General features: G+C 73.1%; 15 protein-coding genes and 1 tRNA gene. 6 read left to right on the top strand and 10 right to left on the bottom strand.

Annotated elements, in window-relative coordinates; all coding sequences use genetic code 11:
* Positions 1–100: 100 nt before the first annotated feature.
* The gene (locus tag AC07BF_RS26515; RefSeq protein WP_478334003.1) at positions 101–649 is read right to left on the bottom strand and encodes a GNAT family N-acetyltransferase; all 549 of its coding nucleotides are present in this window, start codon (positions 647–649) and stop codon (positions 101–103) included.
* A gap of 91 nt (positions 650–740) precedes the next feature.
* On the opposite strand from AC07BF_RS26515, the gene AC07BF_RS26520 reads away from it, so the two are divergent.
* The gene (locus AC07BF_RS26520; RefSeq protein ID WP_363376299.1) at positions 741–1,358 is read left to right on the top strand and encodes a TetR/AcrR family transcriptional regulator; all 618 of its coding nucleotides are present in this window, start codon (positions 741–743) and stop codon (positions 1,356–1,358) included.
* Positions 1,359–1,681: 323 nt separating this feature from the next.
* Here AC07BF_RS26520 and AC07BF_RS26525 read toward each other — a convergent pair.
* A tRNA-Arg gene (locus AC07BF_RS26525) sits at positions 1,682–1,757 on the bottom strand.
* 643 nt (positions 1,758–2,400) lie between these two features.
* On the opposite strand from AC07BF_RS26525, the gene AC07BF_RS26530 reads away from it, so the two are divergent.
* The 5 genes from AC07BF_RS26530 to AC07BF_RS26550 all read left to right on the top strand — a co-directional run bounded on the left by AC07BF_RS26530 (position 2,401) and on the right by AC07BF_RS26550 (position 8,004).
* Positions 2,401–3,000 carry a single-stranded DNA-binding protein gene (locus AC07BF_RS26530; protein WP_478334023.1) on the top strand — a complete coding sequence of 200 codons (600 nt, stop codon included), beginning with the start codon at positions 2,401–2,403 and terminating at the stop codon, positions 2,998–3,000.
* A gap of 353 nt (positions 3,001–3,353) precedes the next feature.
* Positions 3,354–4,847 carry a Cys-Gln thioester bond-forming surface protein gene (locus AC07BF_RS26535; RefSeq protein ID WP_363632518.1) on the top strand — a complete coding sequence of 498 codons (1,494 nt, stop codon included), beginning with the start codon at positions 3,354–3,356 and terminating at the stop codon, positions 4,845–4,847.
* Between the two features lie 213 nt (positions 4,848–5,060).
* Positions 5,061–6,725 carry an energy-dependent translational throttle protein EttA gene (gene ettA, locus AC07BF_RS26540; RefSeq protein WP_079135893.1) on the top strand — a complete coding sequence of 555 codons (1,665 nt, stop codon included), beginning with the start codon at positions 5,061–5,063 and terminating at the stop codon, positions 6,723–6,725.
* 109 nt (positions 6,726–6,834) lie between these two features.
* Complete coding sequence (locus AC07BF_RS26545) at positions 6,835–7,278, top strand: acyl-CoA thioesterase (RefSeq protein WP_063349408.1); 444 nt, start codon at positions 6,835–6,837, stop codon at positions 7,276–7,278.
* 33 nt (positions 7,279–7,311) lie between these two features.
* The gene (locus AC07BF_RS26550) at positions 7,312–8,004 is read left to right on the top strand and encodes a DUF8185 domain-containing protein (protein WP_363588613.1); all 693 of its coding nucleotides are present in this window, start codon (positions 7,312–7,314) and stop codon (positions 8,002–8,004) included.
* A 48-nt stretch (positions 8,005–8,052) separates the two neighbouring features.
* On the opposite strand, the gene AC07BF_RS26555 is transcribed toward AC07BF_RS26550, so the two are convergent.
* From AC07BF_RS26555 to AC07BF_RS26590, 8 genes are all read right to left on the bottom strand, one after another.
* Entirely contained in the window at positions 8,053–8,457 is a 405-nt protein-coding gene (locus AC07BF_RS26555) for a globin (protein WP_363588615.1), read from the bottom strand.
* Positions 8,458–8,555: 98 nt separating this feature from the next.
* Entirely contained in the window at positions 8,556–9,704 is a 1,149-nt protein-coding gene (locus AC07BF_RS26560; protein ID WP_478334004.1) for an ABC transporter permease, read from the bottom strand.
* Positions 9,701–10,618: an ABC transporter ATP-binding protein gene (locus AC07BF_RS26565; protein WP_478334005.1), complete on the bottom strand. Its 918-nt coding sequence runs from the start codon at positions 10,616–10,618 to the stop codon at positions 9,701–9,703. Before AC07BF_RS26565 ends, AC07BF_RS26560 begins: the two co-directional genes overlap by 4 nt.
* A 143-nt stretch (positions 10,619–10,761) precedes the next feature.
* Positions 10,762–11,730, bottom strand: a complete 969-nt coding sequence (locus AC07BF_RS26570) for an FHA domain-containing protein (protein WP_363588619.1) — start codon at positions 11,728–11,730, stop codon at positions 10,762–10,764.
* Between the two features lie 334 nt (positions 11,731–12,064).
* The gene (locus AC07BF_RS26575; protein WP_063349411.1) at positions 12,065–13,423 is read right to left on the bottom strand and encodes a vWA domain-containing protein; all 1,359 of its coding nucleotides are present in this window, start codon (positions 13,421–13,423) and stop codon (positions 12,065–12,067) included.
* A gap of 122 nt (positions 13,424–13,545) precedes the next feature.
* Positions 13,546–14,886, bottom strand: a complete 1,341-nt coding sequence (locus AC07BF_RS26580) for a protein phosphatase 2C domain-containing protein (protein WP_363588620.1) — start codon at positions 14,884–14,886, stop codon at positions 13,546–13,548.
* A gap of 3 nt (positions 14,887–14,889) precedes the next feature.
* Entirely contained in the window at positions 14,890–17,490 is a 2,601-nt protein-coding gene (locus tag AC07BF_RS26585) for a serine/threonine-protein kinase (RefSeq protein WP_478334006.1), read from the bottom strand.
* Between the two features lie 5 nt (positions 17,491–17,495).
* On the bottom strand, positions 17,496–18,851 hold the full coding sequence (locus AC07BF_RS26590; RefSeq protein WP_371519113.1) for a hypothetical protein: 1,356 nt from the start codon (positions 18,849–18,851) through the stop codon (positions 17,496–17,498).
* Positions 18,852–18,988 lie beyond the last annotated feature (137 nt).

Raw genomic sequence — 18,988 nt, forward strand, 5'->3', positions numbered from 1 at the left:
GGGGGGTGGTCGGCTGTGCCCCCCCCCCCCCCCCCCCCTCCCCCCCCCTCCCCCCCCCCCCCCCCCCCCCCCCCCCCCCCCCCCCCCCCCCCGCGTCCGGTCAGGCCCCGGGCGTCCACTCCGGGGCCAGGATCGACCAGATCTGCTTGTCGTGGCGGACCCCGTTGTGCGGGTACCACTCGCGCAGGGTGCCGTCCAGGGTCATGCCGACCCGCTCGGCGACGGCCCGGCTGCGGGCGTTGCCGGCGGAGCACCACCACTCGGCGCGGTGCAGGCCGCGGGTGGTGAAGGCGTAGTCGAGCAGCCGCCGGACGCCGGTGGTGATCAGTCCGCCGCCCTCGCCGGCGGGCTCGGTCCAGGCGCCGATCTCGCAGACGCCGCTCTGGGCGTTGAAGCTCACGAACATCACGCCGCCGACCAGCGTGCCGTCCCGCCAGATGCCGTAGATCCGGCCGCTGTCGGCGGCCTGCTGGTCGGCGTAGCGCTGGAGGGTGGCGCGGGCGGAGTCGAGGTCGGTGGAGCGGGTGGCCCAGGGGATCCACGGGTCGGTGTGGGCGCGGGCGCGGTCGATGTGGGCCAGGAACTCGGCCGCCTGCCACGGCTCCAGCGGGCGCAGTTCGGCGTTCTCGGCGAGCGGTACGGCAAACATGGGCTGGCCTTTCACGGGATGCACCGTTCACGGGATGCGCGGTGTGCTGGGAACCATACATAACAAACGTTTGGTATGTACGATGACCCCCATGACACCGGCCCGTGGAGACCATGACGCCCGCCGCCTGGAAGTGTCCGAGGGCGTGTGGCGGGTGCTCTCCAGTCGCGGCTTCGAAGGGCTGACCCTGCGTGCCGTGGCCACCGAACTGGGCGCCTCCACCGGCCTGTTGACGCACTACTTCCCCAACAAACGGGCCCTGCTGAGCCACGCGCTGGACGAGCTCGACCGGCGCTCCGGCTCCCGGCCCCGGCGCACCGCCCCCGCCGACGGCACCCCGCCGCCACCCCCCGGACTGGCCCGGCTGCGGGCCGCGCTGCTAGATGTCCTGCCGCTGGACGGGGCGGCGGTGGCCGGCAACCGGATCTGGGTCGGCTCCTGGGACGTCGCCCTGTCGGACCCCGCGCTCGCGGCCGCGCACGCGGGTCGCTACGCCCGCTCGCGCGAGGCCCTCGCGGTGCACGTCGCGGACGCTCAGCGGCTCGGGGAGCTCCCGGCCGGGGCCGACGCCGCCGCGCTCGCGACCGGCGCGCAGGCCTTCGCGCTCGGCCTGGTGGTGCAGGTGCTGTTCGCCCCGGCGGAGTTCCCGCCCGAGCGGCAGACCGCTCTGCTGGACGCCTACCTGGCCGGGCTCGCCACCGCCGGCTGACTCGCCACCGCCGGCAGGCTCGCCACCACCGGCCGAGCGGCTGGCTGGGTTCGCGACCGAGCGGTTCCCGGCCGGGTCGGTGGGGCGGATCGTCCCCGGGGCGTGATTCGCCCGGAATTTCGGTTGTTCGGGTCTTCTCCCGCATCCGGTCCGTAGTGGCGGTCATCCGGATCGGCCGGTTATCGCAGTGGCCATGACACGGATAGTCACGGGTTAGGTGCGGTGGGTACGGGCAATCGGGCGGCGTGCGGACGGGATTTCCGGGAGCCCGTGGCGGCCGGGCAATGCGGCCGCCGGCCTGGCGGCCTGGGGGAATGGCGAGGTGGTGCCCCCAGCAGGATTCGAACCTGCGACCTACCGCTTAGAAGGCGGGTGCTCTATCCGCTGAGCTATGGGGGCGGGACGGGCTGCGCCCGGGCGGGCGTGACCGTGGCCGGGTCGGGCGACGAGCGCTGGGCGCGCGCGTGTCCGGCCCCGTACCGTGAGGGTGGGGGTGGGGGTCGGTGGGCCCTCGCCCTGTCGGGGACAGGATAAGGGTGCCCAGTTCCTCGGCCGAGTGTGACGACACCGCCGTTGGTGTGTCGGTTCGGTGGAGCGGTCCGATAATCGCAGGTGAACGCCGTGAGTGCAGCGGTCTGGGAGTGTTCCGAGCCGGACGTTGTGCAGTCGTTACGGGGCTGCCGCCCCACCCGTTATGGATTCGGCACGGAGAATGTGTCGTCACCGGTGCGGGTGGGGGGCCGTATTCGGCTTCCTCCGGTCGGATGACGTGCGCGGACGGTCGGCCGGCGCTGTTCCGGGGCGTGTCGGTTGGGGGCGACGAGCAGTCGGTTTGTTGTCATGGCCGCGATGAGATGGGCGCGAAGGGGTGCCGAAAGGCCGAAATTCACCCCTGCGAGTGACGTCGGTTTTCCGAGGCATCGAGTTGTCCACAGGATTTCAGAACTCCCTGGCGGGGATTTCCCGCGAAGCACACTCTCAACGCGCGCCGGTCGATTCTGTACGGTGCATCGGCGAGAACGGAGAGTGCGCTGTGAACGAGATGCAGGTGACGATCGTCGGCATTGTCGCGACGGAGGTGACCTACGGCGAAACGGGCAGCGGGGTGCCGATGGCCAAGTTCCGGCTCGGCTGCACCGAGCGCCTGTATGACCGGCAGCGCGAGTGCTGGGCGGACGGCGAGACGCAGTGGCTGACGGTGACGGCCTGGCGGGGGCTCGCGGTCAACCTGATCGGTTCGCTCGCCAAGGGGGATCCGGTGCTGGTGAGTGGTCGGCTGCGGCTGCGGGAGTGGATCGACGGCGAGGTGAAGCGCACCGGGGCCGAGATCGACGCCCGATCGGTCGGACACGACCTCACCCGTGGTACCTCGGCGTTCCGTTGGGCGGCGGGGGTGCGCGGGCAGCCGCCGGGCGCCGCCGGGCCGGCCGGGGCGCAGGCCGGCGGAGGGGTGGTGCCGGGGTGGATCGCCGACGCGCTGGAGGCGCGGAAGGCCTCGGCGGTGGCCTCGGCGCCGCGCCCGCCGGAGCCCCCGCCGCCGGTGCGGCCGGTGTCGGGTGGGGCGTCGGAGGCGGAGGCGGGGGAGCGGGGGCGGGTGGCCGAGGGGGAGCGGGGAGGTGGCGAGCAGGCTGCGCTGATCTGACGGGTCGATGACCTTAACTGTCGACAAATATGTTGATCGAGACTGTTGTTGCTCCCGCACGCGCAATCTCGCCCGGATAACGAAAAGTCGCGAGGAGATTCTGGCTGATCGTCAGCTTGTGTCGAAACTGAGGGGGTTGATAACGATCCAGATACGGAATCGTCCTGATTTCGCATGGGGGTTTCGGGGCCTGCGGGGCTCAATAGGATTCGTCTGGTTCATACCCGCAGCAGCGCCACAGGGGGCGCGCGCGGCACGGCAAGTCGGCGGGCTGTCCATCGGTGCGGCCCGGCCCGGAGGGATCCCAGATGTTCCAGAGGCAGGCGCGGAGTCTCCCCCGCATAACCACTGTCATGCTCACGACCAGCCTGGTGTTGGGCGGGGGCCTGTTCGCGGCCGGTGCGGCGGCCGCGGCGGACACCCCGGGTGCGGGCGTCAAGGCCGTCCTCCAGAACACGATGTTGGGCGAGAAGATCGACGTCGAGGGCAAGGGGACCGTCGACGGCGGTCTGTTCACCCTCAAGACGTCCAACGGCGAGATCCAGACCTACTGCATCGACTTCGACAACCCGGTCTACCTGGACAGCGCCGCGAAGTACCAGGAGTCGGACTGGAAGTCGAGCTCCCTCGGCGGCAAGAACAAGGTCGAGGCGGCCTCCAAGATCCGCTGGATCCTGGAGAACTCCTACCCGCAGGTCAAGGACCTGACGGCGCTCGGCAAGACCGTCGGCGTCGACGGCCTGACCGCCGAGGACGCCGCCGCGGGCACCCAGGCCGCGATCTGGAAGTTCTCGGACAACAAGAACGCCACCCCGCGCAACGCCAAGGCCAAGAAGCTGCGCGACTACCTGCTCGGCGACGCCAACAAGGGCATCGCCGCCGAGCCCAACCCCTCGTTGACCCTCAACCCGGACTCCGTCTCCGGCAAGTCCGGCAACAAGCTCGGCCCCTTCACCCTCAAGTCCAGCGCGGCCGAGGTGAAGCTCACCGTCACCGGTGACGCCGCCGACAAGGTCAAGGTGGTGGACAAGGACGGCAAGCCGGTCGGCGCCACCCTGACCGGTCCGATCAAGGACACCCAGCTGTTCCTGGACGTGCCGGCCGGCACCCCGGACGGCTCGGTCGCCCTCGCCGCCGCCGCCGACACCGTCGTGCCCAGCGGCCGGGTCTTCCTCAGCGAGGGCTACGACCCGAAGCGGCACAGCCAGAGCATGATCCTGGCCGGTTCCAGCAAGCTCAGCGTCTCCGCCGGCGCCAAGGCCACCTGGAAGCAGGGCGCGGGCGCGCTGGTCGACAGCACCGCCCAGGTCGAGTGCGAGAACAACGGCGTGCGCGTCACCGTCACCAACGGCGGTGACGAGGCCGCCACCGTCACGGTCAAGCCGGGCAAGCAGCTGACCGTCCAGCCGGGCAAGACCGAGAACGTGCTCGTCCCGGTCGCCGAGAAGGCCGCCTACGACATCAACGTCACCGGCCCGAACGGCTTCGCCAAGGAGTTCAAGGGCGTCCTGGACTGCAAGACCGGCGTGACCCCGCCGACCTCCGGCCCGTCGACCCCGGCCGCGACCGGCACCCCGAGCACCGCCCCGAGCACCGCCCCGACCGGCACCCCGAGTGGCACCCCGAGCCAGGCCGGCACCCCGTCGGCCGGTGCCAGCACCGCCGCCGGCGCGCACCCGAGCCCGGCCGCGACCAGCTCCGCCCCGGGCACCGGTGGCCTGGCCCAGACCGGTGCCAGTGACTCGACCCCGATCCTCGCCGCCGTCGCCGGTGGCCTGGTCCTGGCCGGTGGCGCCGCGGTCTTCGTCCTGCGCCGCCGTGGCCGCCACGGTCGCACCGCCGCCTGAACCGCCCCGCAGGCCCGGAGGCGCTGACCTCCTGAGGCCCTGACGGCACCCGGCCCGGCCCCCGCACCCGCTGCGGGGGCCGGGCCTTCGCCGTTCAACCCCGCGCTGCGGATACCCCCGTGGGGCACACCGGGCGTTCGGGGCTCCCGGCCGGGTGCGGCACAATGGAAGGCTGCAAGCCGAATACTCCCGACGACGCCGGAGCGATCTCACGTGGCGGAATACATCTACACGATGCGCAAGGTGCGCAAGGCGCACGGAGACAAGGTCATCCTTGACGACGTGACGCTCAGCTTCCTCCCCGGGGCGAAGATCGGCGTCGTGGGCCCCAACGGCGCGGGCAAGTCCACCGTGCTGAAGATGATGGCCGGCCTGGAGCACCCCTCCAACGGCGACGCCTTCCTCTCGCCCGGTTTCACCGTCGGCATGCTGCTCCAGGAGCCGCCGCTCGACGAGACCAAGACCGTCCTGGAGAACGTCGAGGACGGCGTCAAGGAGATCAAGGGGAAGCTCAACCGCTTCAACGAGATCGCCGAGCTGATGGCGACCGACTACTCGGACGCCCTGCTGGACGAGATGGGCAAGCTCCAGGAGGACCTGGACCACGCCAACGCGTGGGACCTGGAGGCCCAGCTGGAGCAGGCCATGGACGCGCTGGGCTGCCCGCCCGGCGACTGGCCGGTCACCAAGCTCTCCGGTGGCGAGAAGCGCCGCGTGGCGCTCTGCAAGCTGCTGCTGGAGTCCCCCGACCTGCTGCTCCTCGACGAGCCCACCAACCACCTGGACGCCGAGTCGGTGAACTGGCTGGAGCAGCACCTGGCCAAGTACCCCGGCACCGTCGTCGCCGTCACCCACGACCGGTACTTCCTGGACAACGTGGCCGGCTGGATCCTGGAGCTCGACCGCGGCCGCGCCATCGGCTACGAGGGCAACTACTCCACCTACCTGGAGTCCAAGCAGTCCCGCCTCAAGGTCGAGGGCCAGAAGGACGCCAAGCGCGCCAAGCGGCTCCGCGAGGAGCTGGAGTGGGTCCGCTCCAACGCCAAGGGCCGCCAGGCGAAGTCCAAGGCCCGTCTGGCCCGCTACGAGGAGATGGCGGCCGAGGCGGACAAGATGCGGAAGCTGGACTTCGAGGAGATCCAGATCCCGCCGGGCCCGCGTCTGGGCAGCATCGTCATCGAGGTGGAGAACCTCTCCAAGGCCTTCGGCGAGAAGATCCTGATCGACGACCTCAGCTTCACCCTGCCGCGCAACGGCATCGTCGGCATCATCGGTCCCAACGGCGCCGGCAAGACCACGCTGTTCAAGATGCTCCAGGACATGGAGACCCCGGACTCCGGCGTGGTCAAGGTCGGCGAGACCGTCAAGATCAGTTACGTCGACCAGAGCCGTGCCAACATCGACCCGAAGAAGACCCTCTGGGAGGTCGTCTCCGACGGTCTGGACTGGATCAACGTCGGCCAGGTCGAGATGCCGTCCCGCGCCTACGTGTCGGCCTTCGGCTTCAAGGGCCCGGACCAGCAGAAGCCGGCCGGCGTGCTGTCCGGTGGTGAGCGCAACCGCCTGAACCTGGCGCTCACCCTCAAGCAGGGCGGCAACCTGCTGCTCCTCGACGAGCCCACCAACGACCTCGACGTCGAGACGCTCTCCTCGCTGGAGAACGCCCTGCTGGAGTTCCCCGGCTGCGCCGTGGTCATCTCCCACGACCGCTGGTTCCTGGACCGGGTGGCCACCCACATTCTCGCCTACGAGGGCGAGAGCAAGTGGTTCTGGTTCGAGGGCAACTTCGAGTCGTACGAGAAGAACAAGATCGAGCGGCTCGGCGCCGACGCGGCCCGCCCGCACCGGGCCACGTACAAGAAGCTGACCCGCGGCTGACACCCAGCCGTCACGGCGGCCCGGCAGACTGCCCCTCGGGGCGGCCTGCCGGCCGCCGGCCCGCCGCCACCGCACGGCGGCGGGCGACCGGACGTCGAGGAGAACACCTGTGGCCCGCCACATCTACGCCTGCCCGCTGCGCTGGTCCGACATGGACGCGTTCGGCCACGTCAACAACGTGGTCTTCCTGCGCTACCTGGAGGAGGCCCGGATCGACTTCATGTTCACCCAGGCCGCCGAGGCCGGGGCGGGGGAGTTCGCGGGCGGCTCGGTGGTGGCCCGCCACGAGATCGACTACAAGCGCCCGCTGGTGCACCGGCCGGAGCCGGTCACCGTCGAGACCAGGGTGACCCGCATCGGCGGCGCCTCGCTGACCGTGTCCTACGAGATCAAGGACGTCGCCGAGGACGGCACCGAGACGGTGTACGTCCAGGCGTCCACCGTGGTCGTGCCCTACGACCTGGCGGAGGGCCGGCCGCGCCGGATCTCGCCCGTGGAGCGGGAGTTCCTGTCCCGCTTCATGGACGAGGAGCCCGCCGTAGTCGCCGCCTGAGCACCCACCTCCGACGATTCGAGCTGACCCGCGTTGACCATCACCGCCCGCCTCGCCCTCACCGACGCCGGGGAGGCCGCCGACCTCTCCGCGTTCCTGCTGCGCCTGCTGCGCTTCGACAAGGCGGCGGCCGTCCGGTTGCAGGCGGTGGCCCCGGCCGGGGAGGACGGCGTGCTGGCGGTCTTCGGCCGGCTGCCGCTGGGCGGTTCGGGCGCGCTGGCGATCCGCACCGCCCGGCTGACCGGGCCGGCCGAGCCGACCGATCTGACGGTCTCGGCGGGCCAGCTGCTGGACGGCGTGGACGCCGGGACGGGTGCCGTCGAGCTGCCCGCCCCGGTGACCGGACCGGCCTGGGCCGGGCTGCTGCCGCCGCGCACCGGCTGGCGGCCGGTCGGGGCGCCGCCGGCGGCCGAGGTGTACCCGGAACTGATGGCCGGGGTGCGGGAGTTCCGTGAGCGCAGCGAGGCCGTCCCGGCGCACCACCGCGGCCGTGCGGTGCTGGACGCGCTGGCCGACGAGATCTGGTCCCGCCCGGTCTCCGTGCTGCCGGAGCTGCCGCTGCGGGCGGTGCACGCGGCGTACGTGATCGGCTTCCTGAAGCCCGGGGCCCCGCTCACCGTGCACCGGGCGGGCGGCTGGCTGCGGCTGAGCGCCCCGGCCGGTTCGGTGGCGGTCCGGACGGCGGCCGCGCCCGGCGCGGGGCTGGGGCTCAGCGCGCTCCGGTAACCCAGCCGGGGGCTCAGCCCGATCCGGTAACCGGGCCCGGCCCGGGGCTCAGCCCGGGGTGTTGATCATCGAGGCGGCGGCGTAGGTGAGGTATTCCCAGAGCTGCTGCTCGGCCTCGGCCGGCAGGGCCAGGTCGTCCACGGCGGCCCGCATGTTCCTGAGCCAGGCGTCGTGCGCGGCGCGGTCGACCTTGAACGGCACGTGCCGCATCCGCAGCCGGGGGTGGCCGCGCTGCTCGCTGTAGGTGCGCGGGCCGCCCCAGTACTGCATCAGGAACAGGGCCATCCGCTCCTCGGCCGGGCCGAGGTCCTCCTCGGGGTACATCGGCCGGAGCAACTCGTCCTCGGCGACGCCCTGGTAGAACCGGTGGACCAGTCGCCGGAAGGTCGGTTCGCCGCCGACCTGGTCGAAGAAGGTCTCCTCGCTGAACGTTCCTCGCCGGATCTCTTTCACCCGACCATGGTCGCAGACGCCGACGGGGTCGTACACCGGGACCAAAGGCGTACGACCCCGCAGGGCGTGTGTCGGGGCTCAGGCGACCGGGGCGGCGGTCACACGTCCTCCCACTTGAACAGCTTCCAGGCGACGCCGGTCAGCACGGCCGCGAAGAGCAGCAGCCCGCCCATGGTGGGCAGGGCGTCCATGACGCCGCCGCCGCGGGTCAGCACCGACTGGGCGGCCGTCACCAGGTAGCGCAGCGGCATGACCTTGGAGATGGTCTCCAGCCAGCCGGGCGCGCTGTCCAGCGGGATGAACGCGCCGGACAGGAAGGACATCGGCAGCACGATGATCTGCGAGATGCCGTTGGCCGCCTCCTCGGTCTTGGCGACCGAACCGGCCAGCAGGCCGATCGACATGAAGGCGAGCGTCGCGCAGGCCACCAGCGGGATGACCAGCCACCAGTTGCCGGTGAGCTTGAGCCCGAAGAAGTTGGTGGCGACCGTCAGGAAGACGGTGGTCTGGAGGAGCGAGGTCAGCAGCGAGACCAGGATCCTGGAGCTGATGACCGTGCCCGCACTCACCGGGGCCAGCCGCAGCCGGCGCAGCACCTTGCTCTTGCGCCACCCGACCAGGGTCAGCGCGGCACCGAACACCGCGCCGGTGGCGACGGCCCAGCCGAGCAGGCCGGGGGTGAGGAACTGGATCGGCTTGAGCGACTGGTCCTCGACCTGCTGGGTGTCCAGCACGTAGGCCGGCTTCTGGCCGGTGGCGGCCTGGTTGGCGCTCTGGACCACCGAGTTGACGATGCCCTGGAGCGCGCCGGCACGGACCGTGTCGGCGGCGCTGAAGCGCAGCTCGACCTTGCCGTCCGGGCCCTGCTCGATCATCGCGTCGAAGTCGCCCTTGCGGACCTTCTCCAGTGTGGCGGCCGCGTCGTCGGTCCTGGTGATGGTGAGGACCTTGTCCAGGTCGACCCGGCCCTCGCCCTGGATCGAGTCGAACAGCTTCACCGCGCCGACCTGCGCCACCTTGGCGTGCGGGCTGCCGGAGCCCTTGCCCACGGTGCCGAAGAACACCAGGAACACCAGCGGGAAGAGCAGGATGAAGAAGGTCGCGGTGCGGTCGCGCTTCATGCCGAGCAGCATCGCGCGGGACAGGCTCCAGAACGCGCTGACCCGCTCCCGCTCGGCGTTCGCGCCGCCGCTCGACCCGTCGCGCCGGGCGGGGGTCTTCGGCTCGGTGGACGTGCTGGCGGTCATGCGCGGTACTCCCGTCCGGTCAGCTGGAGGAAGACGTCCTCCAGGGTGGCGCCGCGCACTTCGAGGCCGCGCAGCGCGTTCTGCTCGGCCAGGACGCTCAGGACCGGGCCCGGGAGACGGGTGGAGACGGAGAGCGAGACGCTGTCGTCCTCCAGGGCGGCGACGTCGGCGCCGGCCGCGGTGAGCAGGTCACGGGCGCGCTCGACGGACAGCTGGCCGGACGCGACGCTGATCCGGACGGTGTCGTCGATCTCGCGGATCAGCGTCGCCGGGGCGCCGGTGTGCAGGATCTTCCCGTGGTCCATGATCGAGACCCGGTCGCAGAGCACCTCGGCCTCGTCCAGGTAGTGGGTGGTCAGGACGACCGTGCGGCCCTCGCCGTTGATGTCCCGCAGGAGGTCCCAGAGGTTGCGCCGGGCCTGCGGGTCGAGGCCGGTGGTGGGCTCGTCCAGGAAGACGATCTCCGGGTCGTGGGCCAGCGCGCAGGCGATCGACAGGCGCTGCGCCTGACCGCCCGACATCTGGTCGGTCATGACGTCGGCCTTGTCGGTCAGGCCGACCCGCTCCAGCATCGCGTCGGCCCGCTTGGGGCCGACCTCGTAGAACGACGCGAAGGTGCGGATGGTCTCCCGGGCCGTCAGTTTCCGGAAGAAGGCGGAGGCCTGGAACTGCACGCCGATGCGCGGCAGCAGTTTCGGATTGCGCGGCCAGGGCGCCAGCCCCAGCAGCTCGACCCGGCCCTCGTCCGGCTTGCGGACGCCTTCCAGGATCTCCATCGTGGTGGTCTTCCCGGCGCCGTTGGGGCCCAGGATTCCATAGAATTCGCCGGCCTCGACGGTGAGGGACACCCCGTCGACGGCCTGCACGTCCCCGTACCGCTGACGGATTCCGTCGGCGGATATAGCTGCAGTCATGTGGCCTGAGCCTAGGGCTTGCGAAGGTCCCTGTGCACGTCGGTGGCGACGAATTTGTGGATCGTTTGAGGAATCGGGAACAAGCCGGGCCGGGCGGAAGTTGAATTCCGCCCGGCCCGGCCGGAGTTATTGCCGACGGCCTTTCAGGCGCGGTGCACCGTGATCGTCGTCCAGGCTCCGATGTGGATCCGGTCGCCGTCGTTCAGCGGCACGGCGGTGTGCGGGGCGATCGGCTCCGCGCCGCCGTTCACGGTGGTGCCGTTGGTCGAGTCCTGGTCCACCAGGACCCAGCTGCCGTCCGCCTGTTCGGCGAGCATCGCGTGCTGGTGCGAGGCGCCCGGGTCCTCCGGCGGCACCGACAGGTCGATCTCCGGCACGGTGCCGCGGTGCTGGCTGCGCCGCCCGATCCGCAGCTGGCCGCGGCCGGTCAGCGGGATGCGCCGCTCGGGGCAGTACGGCGGGAAGAACAGGCCGGCCGCCTCGGGGCCGCTGCGGGCCATCATCTCGGTGAAGTACTCGCGGTCGGCCGAGACCACCGCGATCCAGTTGGCCCGGAGCGGCTTCGCGGGGGCGGCCGTCGGTTGCGGCTGCTGGGGTTGCTGCGGCTGCTGCTGATGCGGCGGGGCGAGGTGGAACGAGGTGCCGAAGTCGCCGCCGCGGTTGTTCGGTCCGGGGGGCTCGGCGTACACCGGGCCGGAGTCCTCGCGGACGGGGGCCTCGGGGAACGCGCCCTCCGGCGTGGGCCCCTCCTGCCCGTTGGCGGGCAGGGAGGGAGGGTAGCCGTAGGTGTGCGCGGGCGCGGGGGCCTGCTGCGGGTGCTGGGTGTGCTGCGGCTGCGGCTGCTGCGGGAGGGGCGGTTGGCCGTACGGCGGTTGGCCGAACGGCGGCTGTGCGGCCGGCGCGCCGCCGTACGCCGCCGGGATGTTCAGCGGCGGCTGGCGGCGCGAGGGGGTGGAGAGCTCGTAGTCGTACCCGCACTCCTCGCAGAACCGTCCGGTCTGCGGGCTGCGGCAGATCGGGCAGACCGTCAGGCCCTCGGTCAGGTTGGGGTGGCCCTGGGCCGGTGGCGGCGGCATCGCGCCGGGCTGCGGCGGGACGCTCCCCGGCGGCATCGGCGGAGGCGACAGCGGCGCGCCGTAGGGCGTGCCGCGGTGGTCCGGGTGCCTGGACTGCTCGAACGAGTCGGGTGCCTCGGGCGAGGCGGGTGCCCCGGGCACCGGGTGGGAGCCGTACGCCCCCGGATGGGCCCCGTGGGACCCGTGGGCTCCCGGGTGGGCTCCGGGCGGCGTCGGGGCCGGCGGAGTCATCGGGAAGCCGCAGAAGTCGCACCAGTCCTCGGCCTGCGACTCGTGGCCCCTCGGGCAGATCGGCATCAGTTCCCCCTCACATCGAGCCGGCTTGGGGCGGCGTCGCACCGGGTCGTCGGCCCGGTCACGTCTTCAGCGGTCACTTCTTCACACGCACCGTCTTGGTCGACCGGGTCTCAAGGGTCATCGAGTCGGCCTCGCTCACGTTCTTACGGAACCGAACCGTACCCTCCTTCGGGTCCACCACGTCCACCACCTTCTGCAGCAGTTTGTAGGTGCCCTCGTTGCCGGTCGCGTGCGCGATCCGGACGGCGGCGCCCAGCTTGGACGTGGCGGTGTCGACGTCCCCGGCCCGGTGGGCCTCCAGGCCCTCCTGGATGGAGGAGGCCAGCTCGGCCTGCCCGGTGTAGTGGGCGACCTGCGGGCTGATCCGGGTGGAGGAGGCCAGGTCGTCGGTCCACACCGCCTTGACCAGGCCCTGGGAGAGCACCTCGGGGGTGCCGCTGCCGACCTGCGGGGGCAGCACCAGGCTGATCCGGGCGGCGAGCATCTCGTTGCCGATGGAGGCGGCCGGGACCTCGACGCAGACGTGGTAGTCGCGGCTCTCGTCGCCCCAGGAGCCGGTGGGGTAGTCGCCGGCCCGGGGGCCGGCCTCGGCGCGCCGGGCGGTGAGGTCCTCGACCGCGGGGGCGACCTGCTTGACGAACTTGACCGCGGCGTTGGCCGGGGTCCAGATCCGCAGCGCGACGTCGGCGACCTGCTTGCCCATGGCGCCGGCCATCATCGAGCGGAAGTCCTCGGCCAGGCCGGAGGGTTCGGCGACGATGTCGACGGTGCCGAGCAGCGCCGAGGAGATCTTGCGCAGCTCGTCGATCCGCCAGTCGGTGCCGACGCCGCGGCAGTCGGCGGTGAAGTGTCCGGTGACCCGCTCGATGGCGCGTTCCAGGTCGACCGCCGACTCGTGCTCGTTGTTGCCGTCGGTGAGCAGGACGGCGTGCCGGATGGCGATGTCGCGGCGGGTCAGGAAGAGCTTGTCGGCCTTGGCCAGCCAGGTGCCCATCGCGGTGCCGCCGGCGGCGGTGAGGCGGCGCAGGGACTCCTTGGCGTGGCCGCGGGTGGTGGCGGAGGCGGTGGCGAGGGTGCCGTCGCCGGGGTAGATGTCGCGGGCCTCGTGGGTGCCGGCGACCACGGCGAAGGCGGTGCCGTCGCGCAGCGCGTCGATGGCGGCGGCGGTGGCCTCGCGGGCGCCGTTGATCTTGGTCTTGGGGTAGTCCATCGAGCCCGAGCAGTCCACCAGGATCACCACGGCCGCGGCGGTGTCGGCGCTCTGCGGGCCGCCCGCGTCGGCGATGCCGAGCGGGCGGCCGCCGGAGGTGCCGCCGCCGGTCGCGGTGACCGTGACGATGGCGTTGACCTCGCGGGCGCCGTCGGCAAGGTACTCGTTCTGGAAGATCTCCACGTCGAACCTGGGCAGGTTCGGCTTCGCCAGTGTTGCCATGGGCCGGTGGCTCCCGTCGGAAGGGTCGTCGGTACGGATCGGTCGGTGGGGGCCGGCCGCGTCGGGGGCGGGCCGGCGGACCGGGTGACCGCCGGGGTCGGCCCCGGGCGGGCGGCGTCCGGTCAGGCCGTCGGCGGGTGCGGCGGCTGCGGGGGGACGGTGGGTGCGGCGGGAGCGGTGGGCGGTGCGGGGGGCGCCGGCGGGGCGGCGGGGGGCAGCGGGGCGGCGGGGGAGCCGATCACCGGGAGGTCCGGCAGGGTCGGCTCGTAGTCCTCGTCCTCCTCGGCGGCGCGCCTGGCACCCGCCGCGGTGATCAGCGGCAGGTCGAGCGCGGTGGCGGTCCGGGGGTCGTCCTCGTCCTCGCCCTGGTCCTCGGCATCGACATCGGCACCGACGCCGGCAGCGGCGCCCGCGGCCGGCGGGTCGATCGGCAGGACGGCGACGGTGATGTTGTCGTGGCCGCCGGCGGCGATCGCGAACTTCACCAGGGTCTGTGCCGCCGCGAGCGGTTCGGTGCGGGCGTCCGGCCGGACGAAGTACGCCAGGTCGGTGGCGGCCTCGGCGTAGTTCCACAGCCCGTCGGTGCAGATCAGCAGCACCCCGGGGACGTGCGGCGTGAAGTCGAGGGTGTGCGGGACGACCTCCTCGGCGTCGGCGCCGAGCCACCCGGTGATCGCGTGGGCGCGCGGGTCGGCGTACGCCTCGGCCTCGCTCATCAGCCCGGCCTCGACCATCCGGGCCGCCCAGGAGTCGTCCTGGGTGAGCCGGAAGGGCTCGGCGCCGGCGCGGTCGTCCGGGATCCAGTAGGCGCGGGTGTCGCCGACCCAGCCGATGGTGATCCGGCCGCCGGAGGCTATGGCGCTGACGTAGGTGCAGGCGGGCGCGTTGAGGTCGGGCCGGGCGGGCCCGGGGCCGGCCTGGGCGAGGTCGGCGACGGCCCCGGCGGCGTCGGCGATGGCCTGGCGCATGGCGGCGGTGGGTTCGCGGCCCGCCTCCAGGGCGCTCAGCAGCGACTCGGAGGCGGCGTCGACGGCGGTCTCGGAGGCCTCGTCAGGCCGGTCGGAGGAGGAGACGCCGTCGCAGACCACGGCGACCACGACCGGCTCGCCGCCGGGCAGCGAGGTGGCGGCGATGGTGAAGGAGTCCTCGTTGCGGTGGTGGCGCACGCCGCGGTCGCTGACCCCGGCGACGCCCGCGAGGGACTTCTCCATGTGGTCGCGCGGGCGCGGCTGGGCGCCGCCGCACGCCTCGCAGTAGCCGTCCGCGGTGACCTGCGGCAGCCCGCAGTGCGCGCAGACCGGCCCGTGCTGGGGCGGGACGCCCTCGGCCCGGCCGGTGGCCCAGTTCGCGGGCATCGCGCCCGGGGCGGTCCGGCCGTCCCGGCTGGCGCCGCAGGCGCCGCAGTAGGCGTCCTCCGGCTCCAGCGGTTCGGAACAGCTCGGGCACACGGTCTGCTGCGGCATCGGCTACACCCACGTCCTGGGGCGGGCGCGGTTGGCCCGCTCCACCATCTCGATCCTGGTCTCGGCCCGGTCGGCCAACCGGGCGAGTACCCGGTAGGACTGTTCCAGGGCGAAGCGCAGTTCCCGCTCCACCGCAGGTCGTCCCAGCACCGTGGTGCCGCCGCCCTGCTGGGCGCCGGTCGAGCCCGCGGTGACCCAGCCGAGGGCGGCGCCGAGCAGTTCGACGGCCAGTTCCTCGCGGCGGCGGTCGTCCAGGCGCAGCGCGGTCAGCTGGTCGGAGCTGGCGCCGAGGTCGGCGGCGAGCGGGTCGGTGGCGGGCCGTTCGCGCAGCCGGGCGCGGACGGCCGCGATCCGGGCGGCGGTGTACTGGTTGGAGGTGGCCGGGACGGACTCCAGGACGCGGACGGCACCGGGCCGGTCGTCCTCGGCCAGCCGGACCCGGGCGAGCCCGAAGGCGGCGCTGAGGTAGGCCGGGTCGGTGGTCCAGACCAGTCGGTAGAACTCGGCGGCGTCGCCGCCGTCGCCGAGGAGCTCGGCGCAGATGGCGAGGGCCAGCTTGGGGGCGGCCTCGCCGGGGAAGGCGTCGTAGACCGCGTCGAAGGCCTCGGCGGCGGCGCGCAGCCCGGCCTCGTCGGGCGAAGCCGGGCCGTCCGGGCCGTCCGGCCCGTGCACGGCGCCGACCAGGGCGATCGAGCTGCCAGGGCCGTCCGGGCCGTCCGGCCCGTGCACGGCGCCGACCAGGGCGACCAGGCCGCGGTACCAGACGACCCGCCAGTCGTCCGGGTACTCCCGTTCCAGGGCGTCGAGGGCCTCCTCGGCGGCGGCGCGGCGGCCGAGTTCGAGGTGGGCGCGCAGTTCGCGCAGCCGCCGTTCGATGGAGAGGGCGGGCGCGCCGGACAGGGCGGCGAGCGCCTCCTCGGGGTCGGTGGCGAGCAGGGTGGCGAGGAAGCCGGCGTTGGGGTCGCCGGGGTCGACGCGCGGGACGGGCAGCGCGAGGGCGGCGGCGGCCGGGTCGAGGGCGGTCACCAGGAGCTGTCCGGGCTGCTCGGTGGGCATGACCAACTCGGTGTCCACGACGCGTAGTTCGGGGCCGAAGAGGGTGGACAGGGCGGGCCGGGCCCGGCCGTCCTGGAGGGCGAGGATCTCGCGCAGCACGCCGGTGAGCTGGTCGGCCATCTCGTCGGCGGAGGAGAACCTGCGGGCCGGGTCCGGGTCGGTGGCGCGGACCAGGAAGCGGTAGTACGACTCGTAGCGGGCGAAGACCTCGACGTCCTCGGGGCCGGGCAGGGTGTCCCGGTAGGTGGTGCTGTAGCCCTGGAAGTCGAAGGTGAGCACCGCGAGGGTGCGGGCCACGGTGTAGAGGTCGGAGGCGGGGGAGGGGCCGTGGGTGGCGATCTCCGGGGCCTGGTAGCCGACGGTGCCGTAGATCGGGCCGTCGTGGTCGAGGCGGCAGACGGCGCCCATGTCGATGATCTTGAGCGTGTCGCCGCTCTGGATCACGTTGTCGATCTTGAAGTCGCAGTAGATCAGGCCCCGGCTGTGCAGGTACCCGAGCGCGGGCAGTGCCTCCAGCGCGTACGCGATCGCCTGCTCGACGGGCAGCGGCTCGCGCCGGCCGTCCGGGGTGCGGCGGTCGTTGGCGATGTCCTTGAGCGACTTGCCGCCGACGTACTCCATCACGATGTAGCCGTCGGTGGAGCCGGAGCCGACGTCCAGGTGCTCGGCGAAGTTGATGATCCGGACGATGTTCGGGTGGTCCACCTCGGCCAGGAAGCGGCGCTCGGCGACGGCCACGGCGAGCGCGTCCTCGTCCCCGGTGTCCAGCAGGCCCTTCAGGACCACCCACTTGTCGTTGACCCGCCGGTCGATCGCCAGGTAGATCCAGCCGAGGCCGCCGTGCGCCAGGCAGCCCACCACCTCGTACTGCCCGCCGACCAGGTCGCCGCGGCGCAGTTTGGGCGTGAACGAGTACGGCGTGCCGCACTTGGTGCAGAAGCCGTCCGGGCGGCCCGGCCGGCCGTTCTTCTCCCGGCCGACCGGGGTCTCGCACTTGGAGCAGAACCGCTTGCGCTCCGGGACCTCCGGGTTCTCCAGCACCGCCAGCGACGGATCGGCCGTCTCGACGGTCGGCACCGTCACCAGGCCGGCGCCCAGCCGGTTGCGGGTGCCCGCGCTGACGCTGCCGCGGGTGCTGCGCACCGAGACCGAGCGGCTGCTGCCGGTGCGGGTCGAGCGGTGCGAGCGGGAGCGGCCGGACATCGAGCGGGCCGAGCCGGTGCGGGTCGAGCGGATCGAGCCGCTGCGCGCCGAGTCGGTGGAGAGCCGGGAGGACGGGACGTAGGGCTGGGTGACGCCGGTGTCGCCGCCGGGCGGGGTGAGGCCGCACTCGTCGCAGTAGCCGTCGGCGTCGATGGTGCCGGAGCAGTCCCTCGGGCAGGGCGCGCCGGGGCCGGCGGCCGGCGCCCCGGTGGCCTTGGAGGCCCCGGAAGCCCCGGAAGCCTTGGAGGACACCGCGGCCGGGGCGAGCCCGCACTCGTCGCAGTAGCCGTCCGCGTCGATCCTGCCGTTGCCGGAGCACTCCGGCCGTACGCACGTCCCGCCCATCAACCTCAGCCCCCCTGGACCTGTCCGTCGACCGGCGTCTGGCCGGTCGTCTCCTGTGCGGCCTCGGCCTGCGCCGGCCGCAGCGACTGCTGGAAGCGGGCCACCGCGGCGGCCGCCGCCCGCAGGTCGCAGGGCGCGCTCCACAGCAGCCAGCGCGCCTTCTCGTACCGCTCGATCACTTCCGGGTCCTCGGAGACCCGCAGCCGGGCGGCCATCGCCTTGTACGCGTCCAGCCGGCCGCGCAGTTCGGCTCGGACGGCCAGCGGCTGGGTCACCTCGGTGAGCGACTGCCGGGCCCGGGCCAGCTCCTTGGCGGCGGCGTCCTCCAGCGTGTCCAGCAGCGGCGCCAACCGGCCCCACTGGCCGCCCTGGCGCAACTCCAGTGCCGTCACGATCCGTTCGCGCAGCGCCGAGGCAGGCCCGGGCACCGCCGGGACGTCGCTGGAGGCTATCTTCGCCAGCACCTCGCCGCGCGCCCGGCGGGCCTCGGCCAGGGTGGCGTCGGCCCGCTGGAGCAGGTCGCCGACGCCCTGGAGGCGCTCCTCGGCGTCGTCGCGCAGCCGCAGCAGGTTCTCCAGTTCCAGCCGGACGCCGTCCAGCGCCCGCCCGGCCCGGTCGAACCGCTCGGTGTCCACCACCCCGGCGGGGGTGGCGAAGGCGCCGCCCTCCGGCACGGTGCCGCGCTGGGCGGGCACCCGGGCCGGGCGCCACAGCGCCAGCGGGTCCTCGCGCACCTCGGCGCGCAGCCCGGTGAGGTCGGCGTCCAGCCCGGCCAGGTCGTCGGCGAGCGGGTGGCCGCCGGCCCGCACGCCGAGCGAGGCGGCGAGGTTGCCCACCCGGTGGAGTTCGGCCAGCAGCAGGTCGATCCGGGCCGGCAGCGCCGACCAGACCGCGTCGGCGGCGCTGACCACCTCCAGCACGGTGGCGTACCAGGAGTTCATCCGGGTCATCAGCGTGTCCAGGCTGATCCGCTCGACCAGCCGGGCGGGCGCGCCGAGCAGCTGCGGGCCGTCCGGCAGCGCGCCGCCGGGGACGGTCACCGCGTCGCCGGTGAGCAGTTCGCTCAGCTCGGCGAGTTCGGGCGCGCCGGGCTTGGCCTTGCGGGCCCGTACCGCGCGCGCCGAGGCCAGTGCCTCCGCGTAGCGGTCGAACAGCGCCCAGAGCAGCGGCAGGCCCTTCCCGGCGACGGACCAGCGCTCCAGCGTGCGCCCGGCCAGTTCGGCGCCGTCGAGCAGCCGCAGGCCCGGATGGTCCTGGAGGGCGAGCAGCGCCGACTCGACCGCGTCCCGCTCCGCGCCGAGGCGCGCCAGCGCGCGGTCCACCTCCTCCCGGCTCAGTACCGGGCCAGCCGAAGCCGCCAACGCCGTGTCCTTCCTTCCTCGCGTGCGATCCCGACGTACCTGACGTGCGATCCCACGACATCCCCCGTGCCCACCACCGGTCTCCCCGTGGTGATCGTCCCGAACCCTAGCCGGTGGCCGTTCGGGCGGAGCGGGCG

This window comes from Kitasatospora sp. NPDC043950 (assembly GCF_056435345.1).

What these genes read in the sequence shown, in the direction of transcription:
- AC07BF_RS26515 (WP_478334003.1), bottom strand. Translation starts at nt 649, where the DNA reads ATGTTTGCCGTACCGCTCGCCGAGAACGCCGAACTGCGCCCGCTGGAG.
- AC07BF_RS26520 (WP_363376299.1), top strand. Translation starts at nt 741, where the DNA reads ATGACACCGGCCCGTGGAGACCATGACGCCCGCCGCCTGGAAGTGTCC.
- AC07BF_RS26530 (WP_478334023.1), top strand. Translation starts at nt 2,401, where the DNA reads ATGCAGGTGACGATCGTCGGCATTGTCGCGACGGAGGTGACCTACGGC.
- AC07BF_RS26535 (WP_363632518.1), top strand. Translation starts at nt 3,354, where the DNA reads ATGCTCACGACCAGCCTGGTGTTGGGCGGGGGCCTGTTCGCGGCCGGT.
- AC07BF_RS26560 (WP_478334004.1), bottom strand. Translation starts at nt 9,704, where the DNA reads ATGACCGCCAGCACGTCCACCGAGCCGAAGACCCCCGCCCGGCGCGAC.
- AC07BF_RS26565 (WP_478334005.1), bottom strand. Translation starts at nt 10,618, where the DNA reads ATGACTGCAGCTATATCCGCCGACGGAATCCGTCAGCGGTACGGGGAC.
- AC07BF_RS26570 (WP_363588619.1), bottom strand. Translation starts at nt 11,730, where the DNA reads ATGCCGCCGGGGAGCGTCCCGCCGCAGCCCGGCGCGATGCCGCCGCCA.
- AC07BF_RS26575 (WP_063349411.1), bottom strand. Translation starts at nt 13,423, where the DNA reads ATGGCAACACTGGCGAAGCCGAACCTGCCCAGGTTCGACGTGGAGATC.
- AC07BF_RS26580 (WP_363588620.1), bottom strand. Translation starts at nt 14,886, where the DNA reads ATGCCGCAGCAGACCGTGTGCCCGAGCTGTTCCGAACCGCTGGAGCCG.
- AC07BF_RS26585 (WP_478334006.1), bottom strand. Translation starts at nt 17,490, where the DNA reads ATGGGCGGGACGTGCGTACGGCCGGAGTGCTCCGGCAACGGCAGGATC.